Here is a 12071-nt window from a genome sequence, read left to right as displayed (position 1 = left end):
ATCAGGATCTTGGTCATTAATCTCGTGGTTTGATACAAGGTAGTCGTATGCATCTGACCCTAAGACAACTAAACATCTTTCAGGCCGTAGCCACTCAATCAAGTTACACGCGTGCAGCTGAAGAGCTTCACCTGACACAACCTGCCGTCTCAATGCAAATCAAGCAACTTGAAGACAATATTGGGCTGGCATTGTTCGAACAGTTGGGGAAATCGTTGTTTCTTACCGAAGCGGGTCAAGAGCTACTCGGTTACTGCGAGCGTATTTCAGAACAGCTTCGCGATGCCGAAGATGTTTTCGACAGCATGAAAGAGCTAACTCGTGGGAAATTAAACATTACCGTGGCAAGTACCGCTAACTACTTTGCTGCGCGTCTACTCGCATCGTTCTCTCAAGAGCATCCTGATGTAAAACTCAGTCTTAAAGTAACCAATCGAGAACACCTACTAAAAGACATAAAAATCAATGGATGTGATTTGGCCATTATGGGCAAGCCTCCTGCAGAGCTCGATTTAAACGCCACCGTTTTTATGGAAAATCCATTAGTGGTCGTTGCCCCAGCTAACCATCCGCTGTGCGCTGAAACCAATATCCCATTGTCTAGGATTGCCAAAGAACCAATGGTAGTTCGAGAGCAAGGATCAGGTACTCGGTTTTCGATTGAGCGATTCTTTCACAATCACGGGTTATCGCTCATCGTGTCTGCGGAAATGAGTGCGAGTGAATCCATCAAGCAAGCTGTTTCAGCCGGACTAAGCTTGGGCATTGTATCTAGTCATACCATTGAGTTGGAGTTGGAGACTAAACGGCTTCAAGTCCTTGATGTTGAGAACATGCCTATCATTCGGCATTGGTATTTGGTTCATCGAAAGGAAAAAAAACTCTCGCCTATTGCACTCGCGTTTAGCGAGTTCTTGCTTAGTGCCACATCTAACAAACCACGTAATTAGAACCGTGCCGATAGAACACTATTGAACAATCAAAACCACAGATTATTAGAACGTCACCGCGTAGTAATATGACACTAAGCCGAATAGGAAGAAAAACAATTTAGGTTGTTACATTCCCTACTGTGTGTCTTTGTAATGCTTGCTTAAGGATTACTGAGCGCACTGGTTTTGTAACAAAATCATCCATTCCGGCTTGCAGACACTTCTCTCTATCTTCGTTCATTGCATTAGCTGTTAAGGCGATAATCGGTTGTGCGAAGCCTTTTGCTCTCAATTGTTTTGTTGCCTCAATACCACAAAGTACAGGCATAGACATATCCATGAGAACTATATCAAATGGCGACTCTCTCCCTTCACGGTCCAATATTTCTATCGCTTCTTGGCCGTTGTTTGCCAGAACGACAGAATGACCTGCTTTTTCCAGCATGAGCCTAACAACCATTTGATTTGCTTTGCTATCCTCGGCAACCAAAACTCTCAGCGGTTTTACCTCGCTATTTTCCGTCTTGTCTTTTTGAACGATTTCCTGCATCGGAGGTTCAATGAGAGGAATGGTGATATAGAATGTCGTCCCAACGCCTAGTTGGCTTTCAAAGTCGATCGTACCTTGCATCATTGATACAAGCTTTTTACAAATAGAAAGCCCGAGACCGGTACCCCCGTATTTACGGGTAATACTGCCATCAGCCTGAGTAAATGGCTGAAAAATATCTCTTTTTCTTTCTGGAGCAATGCCAATCCCTGAATCTTGAACGCTGAGTTTTAGCGTTCTCCCTTCCGCCCACATTGATACGTTGATTTCACCCGTATCCGAAAACTTCACTGCATTTCCAACCAGGTTTAACAATATTTGCGTAAAACGATTACCGTCTTGATAGATGAGATTGGGCACATCATTAGAAACATCCATTTCCAACATTATGTCCTTGCTGGAAGACGCTTCTTTTAGCTGGTTGAACACCACAGAGATACATTCTCTTGGGCTCATGTTCTCGGGATGTAGCGCAAAACGAGCAGATTCTACGCGAGATAAATCTAGAACATCATTAATGATCGTCAACAAAAGATGGGCTGACTTATCCATTTGGAGAACCCATTGCTCTTGTTCTTCATTAATTGGCGACTGTTGAAGGGCATCAAGCAAACCCATTACTGCATTAAGCGGTGTCCGAATTTCATGGCTCATCATGGCAAGGAATTGTGATTTCGCGGCATTCGCTGATTCTGCCTGTCTCCTCGCCATTTGTAGTTCATGCAATCGCTGCTTTCGCGTTGTAATATCTTTTGCTGTCCCTCTGAAACCTAAGCAGTTTCCGCGCTTATCGTAATAAGGCCTACCGGAAAGGCTGATCCATTGCTCAGCTCCCTGACTAAAAACTTTCCATTCCACTTCTGAAAACGGCTGCTCTAGTTGGATTAGATCCATCAGCCTTTTCTTTACTTCAGGCTGCCGATCAAACTGGCTCATAATAGCTTGAGGTTCTGTTGAAAGCGCTTCGTTTGATGGTGACGACAAATAAGTAAACTGCAGGTTATTATTGATTTCCCAGAACCAATCCCCCGCTGTTTTAGCAAAATCTCTGAATCGCTGACGACTAGCTGTAAGCTCTTGGGTTTTAACCGAAACCAAGCACTGGAGGCGTTCTCGATAATCTATATCAATGATTGTTCGTTCAATCAGTGGTCGAAAGCGTTCGATAACTTGCTGGGCTTTGATGTCGAACCCTCCCTTTTGGGAAGAGAAGAGCAGAAGAATAGATTCGCTAGCATTCACCGTCATGCCAGTCACCAAAGCAGAACGGCAGGAGTCAAAATCTGATGCATCGAGCAAGTCGAATTCTCGTACTCTATCTGGCGCATATAAGATAACAGTTTGGCCATTCACACAGCGTGAAAATGTGCCGCCATCTTGCCATTGGAATTTTTCAACTTCGTGCGAGGTCGATACAAGACACGAATAACTATCTTCTGTATCTTTGTTTCGTGTGAGTACCAGAGCATTTTCAAATGAAACGTAACGCTCGATCACTTTAAGAAGTGTATTAAACACTTCTATTTTGTTGCTGGCCCCTGACATGGCGGAAATGGCAGAAAGGATCGCTCGGTTTTCCTCTTTGAATTTATGCTCTCGTTCTTCAACGCGATTCAATTCAAAGAGCGTTTCCTGCAACTTCTCGGATACAGCGCCCGTCATAATTCATCCTTGTGGAACAAAACAGCTGAAATCATCAAATTTCCATGAGCAATCTCGCCCCCGAGAAACTGTCCTTGCTCTCCAAACGTGAAAGGACATATAAAGGGGGCTTTCTGCATCGCGCGGTTCATATTCGCCGCAACATCATCCAATGACTCTCTAACGTGTAGCATGCACCCAGCACAATAAATCGCAATGCCCCCTATCGGATCACACGTATACCTTTCATGCTCGTTTGCAGAATCAACGACTCTCCCGGCACGAGACACTAGCATCTCTTTAGTTCCTGACATGAAATGGACGGTTTCCCCTTCACGAAGATTGCAGAACATGTTTATGCCGCCGTCATCTGATACGGAAGCAGGATGAGACAAGGTATAGTAAGGCATACCGTGAATCTCTCCGGTTTGCCTTCCTAATGGAAACAAGGTTGATTGAGCAAACAAGTCGTCTTCATCAATAGATTGTCCCGTCGCATTTTGAAACCACTGCCCATAAACCTCAGAAGCAGGCTCATTATCCAACTCGAGCAAGGTTCTACCATTGACTTTGGTCGCTACGGCACAATCACCTAACGGCGCATACCCACTGTGAAAAGAATAGCTCACTCGGGCAGAAGGAAAAAAGACCGCCATAGCGATGCCAGAGTCCGTGACACTGTCACTATTGAACAACGACCAATTACCGCTGACACCATCATCAGCAGCTGTTCCACCAATAATAGGAATGTTGACACCTAATTCACTTCGAATGGCACGAAGTATGGTTTCCTCATTACCCGGTGTGGCATGAAGGGCAATCAGGGCAGGAAGCTCTCCAGGTCTACCACTGCTTTCAATGGCTCGTTGTAAAACCTGTTTTGCACTCGTGTCTATATCAGAAGTTTCAGACAATGAGCAAAGTGCTGTTCCATATGTGCCCGCGTCATCTTGCACCGCCCATGCCGCTAAGTTATGACCGCCGACATACCCTTTTTCAGTCATTGTGCCGCGGCAAGATGAACATCCAACGATATATGCATTTGGAAATTGATGTCTAAACGCTTGCCTTAATGTTTCAGCGTCTTGCGTTTCCGTGTAGTACACCAAGATGAGCGCAGGTGAAGAGATAACAGAACGTATCTCCTCAGCGACCGCTTGCACAGCAGACATGGCATTTGAATCAGTAGACGACGATGTCGCAATTCTCATGGATTTCAGTTCTATCGTGTTTTCTACAGTTAAATCAATAATAGCGCTCTCCTTTCGGCTAACACCAGTTTTTCGGTCTAATCTTTTCGTTTAATCACTGAAATCTCTATTAATAGACGATAGAATTGCGACATCGAAGGCCAATATTTCGCTCGCCATGGATAGCCAGCTCTATTTAGTCGTAAACCAAATACAATGTTTGGGCCAACAAGTCAGTAAACGGTTGGCAGAAAAAGGAAATGTCGTCGTCTATCTTGACGACGATGAACAAGAAGGCTATCGATTGGCGGCTGAAGAGCCTCGCATTCGCTATCGTTATTGCCAGCCTAAAGATGAAAACATGATTTTGTCTGAAGTTGAATGGACACAACGGTGTGTTTCATCCATTGATGGCATTGTTGCCATGGTGTCTGCAGCCGAGGTGCAAGGCATTCGAATGCCGCTTGAAGACCACTCCTTGTTTTCGTCCGTGGTGTTGAAAGAATCAGTACAGACTCTCCCACTCACCTATGTCATCGTTTCAAATGACGACACACAAACAGAGTCGCTAAAAGCGATACACTTAGCTTTGTGTGCCCAATCTCATTTATACGAAAAACCTAGTGCGCTTCGAGTAAATTACGTTGTGATATCAACAAAGGCGGACGAAAAACTGATGGAAAGCTCAGTGTTCTCGGATATCTCCACTGATGTCTCTAACCTGATACATTATCTAACGTCCTCACATGCCCGCGCCATCTATCGTCAGGCTTTCTATATTGAAAATCTGAGGGATAAATAAGCAGTAAAAAAGCAGCCTTCCGCTGCTTTTATGTAAGATTTTATAACTTTCACTCAATATTCGTTACCAATCATCAAAATGTTAACCCTAATCGCATAAATATTAATTTGTTGTTAAAAGTTAATTTCTATTTGATCTCGATCAATGATTAATGTCAATTTATCCCCTGCCCTATATTTAACATTGTCTGATAAAGCGTAAAGATAAGCGCGATTGTTCTCAGTTACCTCGATATTTTTCACGTCGATCTTTGTCTTAACTGAGCCTCTATTAACATATAAAGACGATGGATTGATGGCGGAATTCACCACAAGCAAGACTGACTTATCTGACTGTTTTTTAGCCAAAACTTCAACTTGAGTGCCATTCACAGTGAACTGACAACCCCCTGAAGACATCTCACATTGAAAGACATTAGTTGAATCCGAATAGTCAAATGTTCGCCAAATAAATGCCGCAATAAGTGCAGCCATAACGACTAATATTTGTATTAAACGACCGGTGGTTAATTTTTCTGCAGCCATATGACTTTGCTTTTCCCGTGTTACAGAGCTCAAAGTTTTAGTAGAAATGTTACCTAAGGGTAAACCGAGTGTGGTTAGAGACCTGTTTTTAACTGAATAAGTGAAGTATTATCAACACCGAAAATGCCACTTTTACAATAAAATAGCAATGGAATGCATCAAGTGGGTATAAATCAAGCACTATTCGCATTGCATTGCTCCTGGGTGGCATTGTGACACTAAGTCACTTTGTATATACGTGAGTGTAGTAATTAAAAAGTGGAAGCATGCAATATGAGCCAAGATAAGCAGCTTGAACTCGAATACAATTACCGCGTTGTCCGTCAATTTACCCTCGTTACAATTTTGTGGGGTATTGTGGGCATGGGTATTGGTGTTCTCATTGCCGCTCAGTTGGTATGGCCTGCGCTTAACTTCGATGTTCCATACCTGACCTACAGCCGTCTGCGTCCTCTGCATACTAATGCAGTGATCTTCGCATTCGGCACAAGTGCACTGTTCGCAACGTCTTATTACGTTGTTCAGCGCACATGTCAGGTAAAACTGTTCGGAGGAAAGCTGGCTGAATTTACTTTCTGGGGATGGCAAGCAATTATTCTATCTGCAGCAATTACCTTACCTATGGGTTACACCAGTGGTAAAGAATATGCTGAGTTAGAGTGGCCAATCGATATCGCTATTGCGGTCGTTTGGGTTTCATACGCCGTGGTTTTCTTTGGGACCATGATAAAACGTAAAACGTCCCATATTTATGTCGCAAACTGGTTCTTTGGTGCATTTATTATCACCGTTGCCGTTTTGCACATTGTGAATAGCATGGCTATCCCTGTCTCTGGCATGAAATCGTATTCGATTTACGCTGGAGCAATAGATGCCATGATCCAATGGTGGTATGGACACAACGCTGTAGGCTTCCTTTTGACTGCAGGCTTCCTAGGTATGATGTACTACTTCGTACCAAAGCAAGCTGGTCGCCCGGTTTACTCTTATCGTCTATCCATCGTTCACTTCTGGGCGCTTGTCTCTCTGTATATATGGGCTGGTCCTCACCACCTTCACTACACTGCACTTCCAGACTGGACTCAGTCGTTGGGCATGGTGATGTCTATCGTTCTGTTCGCGCCATCTTGGGGCGGCATGATCAACGGTATCATGACCCTGTCTGGTGCTTGGCATAAACTACGTTATGACCCAATCCTTCGTTTCCTTGTGGTATCTCTGTCGTTTTACGGTATGTCCACGTTTGAAGGTCCAATGATGGCGATTAAGACGGTTAACGCCCTGTCTCACTATACCGACTGGACAATTGGTCACGTTCACTCCGGTGCATTGGGCTGGGTAGCCATGGTCTCTATTGGCGCGGTATATCACCTGATCCCTAAGTTATTCAATCAAGAGCGCATGTACTCGCTCAACCTAATCAACGTTCACTTTTGGTTGGCAACAGTCGGTACTGTCCTATACATCGTTGCGATGTGGATTTCAGGCGTACTGCAAGGTTTGATGTGGCGTGCAGTTAACACTGACGGCACCTTGACCTACAGCTTTGTAGAATCATTAGAAGCGTCGTACCCGTTTTACTTCGTTCGATTCGTTGGTGGAGCTATCTTCCTCTCTGGCATGTTCTTGATGGCGTACAACACGTACAAAACCATCTCCGCGCCGAAAGCTAGCCTGAAAGCCGTTGAGCAACCAGCATAAGGAGATCGACGAATGAGTACTAGTCGTCACGAAATAGTAGAAAAAAACGTTGGTCTGTTGGCAATCCTAATCGTTATTGCTATCAGCTTAGGTGCACTGGTTGAAATCACGCCATTGCTTTACCAAAAGCAAACAACGGAACCTGTAGATAACCTACGTCCTTACACTGCACTAGAAATGGAAGGCCGTGATATATACATCCGCGAAGGATGTAACGTTTGTCATAGCCAAATGATTCGTCCATTCCGTGCTGAAACCGAACGTTACGGTCACTATTCCGTAGCGGGTGAAAGTGTTTGGGAGCACCCATTCTTGTGGGGTTCAAAACGTACTGGTCCTGATCTGGCTCGTGTTGGTGGTCGTTATTCTGACGAATGGCACCGCGTTCACTTGATTGATCCTCGCGCCGTTGTGCCTGAGTCAAACATGCCTGGCTTCCCTTGGTTAGCTGAAAATGTGTTATCAGGCGATACGACAGAGAGAAAACTGACAGTTTTCCGAGATATGTTCGGCGTGCCATACACCGACGAGCAAATCGAGAACGCACAAGCTGACGTTCAAGGAAAAACTGAAATGGAAGCATTAATTGCTTACCTTCAGTCTCTCGGCCACGCAATGAAGTAAGGAATCGTTATGGAAATTGTTTCGTTCCATAGTATCTGGACACTCGTAATTTTTGTGAGCTTCATTGGGATAGTGCTTTGGGCCTACAGCAGCCGTCGTAAAACGGAATTTGAAGACGCTGCGAACCTTGTCTTTGCGGATGAGGAAAAAGGTGCAAAAAAGACAGGAGAAGATAACAAATGACGACATTTTGGAGTCTATTTATCACTGTCATTGTCGTCGGTACGCTAGTTGGGTGTGCTGCACTGATTATTTGGTGTGGCAAAGACCTTAAAGGTATTGCTGACGGTGAAGATATGGGCCACGAATACGATGGTATTCGTGAATTGAATAACCCCCTACCGAAATGGTGGTCCTACATGTTTTGGGCAACCATTGTATTCGGTGCCGTTTACTTGGCGCTTTATCCAGGCCTAGGAAACTTCCAAGGGTTATTCAATTGGCAGAGTTCAGCGCAGAACGTCAAAAACATCGAGCAATCTCGTGAATTGATGGTAAATAGCGAGGGTATTGACCAATATGCTCGTGAATTATCTTCTGCAAACGAGATCTTTGGTGAGACCTTCCGTCAGCTTGCTTACCAGCCTGGTAGCGATGAGCTACTTGAAATTACTGAAATCGCCAAGAACCCAGAAGCGGTTAAAGTGGGACAGCGCTTGTTCATTCAGAACTGTGCTCAGTGCCACGGCTCTGATGCTCGCGGTCAGTCAGGTTTCCCGAACCTAACTGATAAAGCATGGTTGTATGGCGGTGAGCCTGAAGCTATCAAAGCTACTTTGTTACATGGTCGTGTCGGTAACATGCCAGCATGGTTAGATGCATTTGGTGAAGATGGTGTTAAGGAAGTTTCTGCGTATGCTCTGAGCCTTTCAGGTCGTAAAGTGAATGCAGAAGAAGCGGCGAAAGGTAAAGCGCGCTTTGTTGTTTGTGCCGCATGTCATGGTACGGATGGTAAAGGTAACCCTGCCTTTGGTGCACCTGACCTAACAGATAACGTCTGGTTATTTGGTGGCTCTCGTAAAGCCGTTGAAGATACCGTTCGCTATGGGCGTCAAGGCGTGATGCCAGCATGGAAAGATATTTTGGACGAAGATAAGATCCAACTTCTTTCTGCGTATGTTTGGCAACTAAGCAATACACAAAATCAATAAGAAGTCGTTGTTGTTAAGCCCCTGCATTCAGGGGCTTTTTTACCCAAGAAATTAGTAAATACAGGAAAGCGATATGAACAAACCATGGTATAAGCAGTTCTGGCCTTGGTTCCTGATTGCATTGCCCGGCACAGTTGTCGTTGCTAGCTTATTCACCTTCACGTTATTCAGCAAAAATCAGGTTTCTCTCGTCGCAGAAGATTATTACAAAGAAGGCAAAGGCATTAATCAGGACCTTTCTCGACTTCGTCATGCCGATTCCTTATCACTGTCTGCGTTTTTAACGATGCAAGAAGACTCTGCCGTGTTCACCCTCGACAAGGGTCAACTCAAGCAATTCCCTACCCTAAAAGTGACATTCCAGCACCGTACCCTTGCTAACAAAGATATTGAACAAATGGTCAATGCTGACCTTAACGGTCGTTATCGTATCGCTCTCTCAGAGCCACTTGAAGGACCTTGGTATATCGAACTTAATGCGTTTGATGGCTCTTGGGCACTGAATGGACGTGCAAACCTCCCATCTTCAGAACCTGTTAAGTTGTATGGTCAGATCAAGGAATGACGCAAGATTGTTATCACTGCGGAGAGCCAGTATTAACTGGTGACTCCTACCAAGTCGAAATTCAGGGCGCAAACCGTACGATGTGCTGTCCGGGTTGTGAGGCCGTTGCAACAACCATCGTTGCGAACGGCTTAACCTCATATTACGAGTACCGCACTGCACCTGCAGAAAGAGCAAACCTCGTCCCAGAAGAGCTTCAATCCCTCAGCCTTTACGACAACGAAGATGTTCAGCAAGAGTTTGTCCGCCATGAGAACGGTATTGATGAAGTTATTCTTTCTGTCGATGGCGTTTCCTGTGCCGCCTGTGCTTGGTTAATCGAGAAACAAATCAGTGCCCAAGCTGGCGTCTCTCGTATTCAAGTAAATACGACCACAAATCGCGCCACACTGCGCTGGGATCCCTCAAAAGCCAAGCTAAGTACGTTACTTGGGGAAATTCATAACCTCGGTTACAAAGCCGCGCCTTTCGAGGCAGATAATCAAGAAGCGCAATATCACCGTACGATGAAGCAATACCTTTATAAGTTGGGTGTTGCTGGTCTCGCAACCATGCAGGTTATGATGTTGGCCGTTGCTATGTATTTCGAAGTCTTTGGTGATATGGATGAATCTTTCCGAAATTATTTCCGTTGGGTCAGTTTGATCTTTGCCACTCCGGTTCTGCTGTATTCGGCCATGCCGTTCTACATCAATGCGTGGCGTAACTTGAAAGCAAGAACACTCGGTATGGATGTTCCCGTATCCATTGCGTTGTTATTCGCCTATTTTGCCAGCTTATATGCCACTGTCACCGGCGTCGGCGAGGTGTTTTTCGAATCGATTGCGATGTTTACCTTCTTTTTGCTTGTTGGTCGTTTCCTTGAAATGCGTGCGCGTCGAACAGCGGCAGCGGCAAGTGCAAATTTACTTAAGCTGATACCGCGTTTAGCAACACTCGATTCTGGTGAGCAAATCCCGGCCAAATCACTTTCGGTCGGTCATATCGTTCGCGTGCTTCCAGGAGAACCCTTTCCTGCTGATGGCGTTATTACTGAAGGCGTCACCACCGTTGATGAATCCATGCTAACCGGAGAGTCGATGCCAGAAGCTCGTGAGTCTGGTCACTCAGTATTTGCAGGAACGCTCAACATTGATGGTAATGTTAATGTGAAAGTGTCAGCAGAGAAAAAGGACTCCTTGATTGCCCATATCGTGCAGCTTCAAGATGAAGCGCAACTCGCGAAACCGCGAGTTGCTCAAATAGCCGATATCGTCGCTAGGTATTTCGTGGCGGTCATCTTATTGATCTCTGCGTTAACTTGGTGGTATTGGCAGAGCCATCGCCCTGACGATGCCTTTTGGATCATGTTGTCGGTATTAGTGGCTACCTGCCCATGTGCCCTGTCTCTAGCTACACCTACTGCGTTGACATGCTCGACGTCGACATTTGGAAGGCTCGGGATCTTACTACGTCGCGGTCACGTCTTTGAAACGCTGACTAAGGTTAACCGGGTTATTGTCGACAAGACAGGCACACTCACAGAAGGCAATATCACCTTATCGCACAGTGCGACTTATGGTGGTACATCTTCTGAGCAAGCTTTTAGTATTGCTGCAGCACTAGAATCATACGCTAACCATCCAATTGCAGAAGCATTCTGCGACATTGAAGCGGCAGATGGCATTACGCAGGTTGAAAATGTTATTGGTGAAGGCTTGAAAGGCATTTACCTTGGTCAAGAATGGCGAATTGGTAAGCCCGAGTTTGCATTAACAAACGCGCATGAAGCCAAAACGATAGACCATCAGATTTGGCTCTCTTGTGAAGGTGAAAAAGTTGCCTCTTTCCAACTCGTAGACCCTATCCGTGTAAGCAGTAAAACGCTTATCGATAAGTTTCATGAAGCTGGCATTGCGGTAACAATGCTAACCGGTGATAACTCAAAAACAGCCCAAGCCGTTGCGACACAACTTGGCATTGATGAGCTTGTTTCTGGCGTGTCACCGCAAGGTAAACTTGATTACCTTAACTCCCTGCCAAAAGACCAAATCACGATGATGATTGGAGATGGTGTCAATGACGCCCCTGTATTGGCTGGTGCTCACCTCTCTGTTGCTATGGGTGGCGGGACTGATGTCGCGAAAGCGTCAGCGGATATGGTATTACTGGGTGATGATCTTACAAAGCTCCTTGATGCGCGTCATTTGGCGGGTTTTACGCAAAAGATAATCCGCCAGAATCTTGCTTGGGCACTAGGCTACAACCTCGTTATTTTGCCGCTTGCCGTAATGGGTTTTGTTGCTCCATACATTGCCGTTGCAGGTATGTCAGGCAGCTCCGTCATTGTGGTCACCAACTCTTTGCGTCTCTTTAAGAAAGACCTTATCGAACGCTTAAAGGATAAGTAGT

The 12071-nt window shown here is 45.2% G+C and carries 11 protein-coding genes; 8 read left to right on the top strand and 3 right to left on the bottom strand.

All coding sequences use genetic code 11. From position 1 onward, the window contains the following. Nucleotides 1–47: 47 nt before the first annotated feature. Nucleotides 48–950, top strand: coding sequence for a LysR family transcriptional regulator (locus tag LRP50_RS00515; protein ID WP_274162564.1), 903 nt, complete (start codon nt 48–50; stop codon nt 948–950). A 100-nt stretch (nt 951–1050) separates the two neighbouring features. On the opposite strand, the gene LRP50_RS00510 is transcribed toward LRP50_RS00515, so the two are convergent. Together LRP50_RS00510 and LRP50_RS00505 are read right to left on the bottom strand one after the other, a co-directional pair. Next, nucleotides 1051–3144, bottom strand: coding sequence for an ATP-binding protein (locus LRP50_RS00510; protein ID WP_274162563.1), 2094 nt, complete (start codon nt 3142–3144; stop codon nt 1051–1053). Continuing rightward, complete coding sequence (locus LRP50_RS00505) at nt 3141–4334, bottom strand: FIST signal transduction protein (protein ID WP_274162562.1); 1194 nt, start codon at nt 4332–4334, stop codon at nt 3141–3143. The genes LRP50_RS00510 and LRP50_RS00505 overlap by 4 nt, the downstream gene beginning before the upstream one ends. A 157-nt stretch (nt 4335–4491) precedes the next feature. Between LRP50_RS00505 and LRP50_RS00500 the strand changes: the two genes are divergently transcribed. Then, nucleotides 4492–5115 carry a hypothetical protein gene (locus LRP50_RS00500; RefSeq protein WP_274162561.1) on the top strand — a complete coding sequence of 208 codons (624 nt, stop codon included), beginning with the start codon at nt 4492–4494 and terminating at the stop codon, nt 5113–5115. 113 nt (nt 5116–5228) lie between these two features. Here the strand turns inward: LRP50_RS00500 and LRP50_RS00495 are convergent, their stop codons facing one another. Continuing rightward, nucleotides 5229–5639: a hypothetical protein gene (locus tag LRP50_RS00495; protein ID WP_274162560.1), complete on the bottom strand. Its 411-nt coding sequence runs from the start codon at nt 5637–5639 to the stop codon at nt 5229–5231. A gap of 273 nt (nt 5640–5912) precedes the next feature. On the opposite strand from LRP50_RS00495, the gene ccoN reads away from it, so the two are divergent. The 6 genes from ccoN to LRP50_RS00465 all read left to right on the top strand — a co-directional run bounded on the left by ccoN (nt 5913) and on the right by LRP50_RS00465 (nt 12070). Next, nucleotides 5913–7340 carry a cytochrome-c oxidase, cbb3-type subunit I gene (ccoN, locus tag LRP50_RS00490; RefSeq protein ID WP_274162559.1) on the top strand — a complete coding sequence of 476 codons (1428 nt, stop codon included), beginning with the start codon at nt 5913–5915 and terminating at the stop codon, nt 7338–7340. Between the two features lie 12 nt (nt 7341–7352). Further along, entirely contained in the window at nt 7353–7964 is a 612-nt protein-coding gene (gene ccoO, locus LRP50_RS00485) for a cytochrome-c oxidase, cbb3-type subunit II (protein ID WP_274162558.1), read from the top strand. Between the two features lie 9 nt (nt 7965–7973). Continuing rightward, nucleotides 7974–8147 carry a cbb3-type cytochrome oxidase subunit 3 gene (locus LRP50_RS00480; RefSeq protein WP_274162557.1) on the top strand — a complete coding sequence of 58 codons (174 nt, stop codon included), beginning with the start codon at nt 7974–7976 and terminating at the stop codon, nt 8145–8147. Further along, complete coding sequence (gene ccoP / locus LRP50_RS00475; protein WP_274162556.1) at nt 8144–9115, top strand: cytochrome-c oxidase, cbb3-type subunit III; 972 nt, start codon at nt 8144–8146, stop codon at nt 9113–9115. Before LRP50_RS00480 ends, ccoP begins: the two co-directional genes overlap by 4 nt. 73 nt (nt 9116–9188) lie before the next feature. Further along, nucleotides 9189–9680: a FixH family protein gene (locus LRP50_RS00470; protein WP_274162555.1), complete on the top strand. Its 492-nt coding sequence runs from the start codon at nt 9189–9191 to the stop codon at nt 9678–9680. Continuing rightward, on the top strand, nt 9677–12070 hold the full coding sequence (locus LRP50_RS00465) for a heavy metal translocating P-type ATPase (protein ID WP_274162554.1): 2394 nt from the start codon (nt 9677–9679) through the stop codon (nt 12068–12070). The genes LRP50_RS00470 and LRP50_RS00465 overlap by 4 nt, the downstream gene beginning before the upstream one ends. The last annotated feature ends 1 nt before the right edge of the window (nt 12071 follow it).

Source organism: Enterovibrio gelatinilyticus, assembly GCF_028683095.1.
GTDB classification, from domain to species: Bacteria; Pseudomonadota; Gammaproteobacteria; order Enterobacterales; family Vibrionaceae; genus Enterovibrio; species Enterovibrio gelatinilyticus.
The sequence above is the reverse complement of the archived record's forward strand: the minus strand, read 5'-3'. Positions and strand labels throughout refer to the sequence as shown.

Coding starts and splice junctions, on each gene's coding strand:
- LRP50_RS00505 (WP_274162562.1), bottom strand. CDS start 4,334: ATGAGAATTGCGACATCGTCGTCTACTGATTCAAATGCCATGTCTGCT.
- ccoN (WP_274162559.1), top strand. CDS start 5,913: ATGAGCCAAGATAAGCAGCTTGAACTCGAATACAATTACCGCGTTGTC.
- LRP50_RS00470 (WP_274162555.1), top strand. CDS start 9,189: ATGAACAAACCATGGTATAAGCAGTTCTGGCCTTGGTTCCTGATTGCA.
- LRP50_RS00515 (WP_274162564.1), top strand. CDS start 48: ATGCATCTGACCCTAAGACAACTAAACATCTTTCAGGCCGTAGCCACT.
- LRP50_RS00480 (WP_274162557.1), top strand. CDS start 7,974: ATGGAAATTGTTTCGTTCCATAGTATCTGGACACTCGTAATTTTTGTG.
- ccoO (WP_274162558.1), top strand. CDS start 7,353: ATGAGTACTAGTCGTCACGAAATAGTAGAAAAAAACGTTGGTCTGTTG.
- LRP50_RS00465 (WP_274162554.1), top strand. CDS start 9,677: ATGACGCAAGATTGTTATCACTGCGGAGAGCCAGTATTAACTGGTGAC.
- LRP50_RS00500 (WP_274162561.1), top strand. CDS start 4,492: ATGGATAGCCAGCTCTATTTAGTCGTAAACCAAATACAATGTTTGGGC.
- ccoP (WP_274162556.1), top strand. CDS start 8,144: ATGACGACATTTTGGAGTCTATTTATCACTGTCATTGTCGTCGGTACG.
- LRP50_RS00495 (WP_274162560.1), bottom strand. CDS start 5,639: ATGGCTGCAGAAAAATTAACCACCGGTCGTTTAATACAAATATTAGTC.
- LRP50_RS00510 (WP_274162563.1), bottom strand. CDS start 3,144: ATGACGGGCGCTGTATCCGAGAAGTTGCAGGAAACGCTCTTTGAATTG.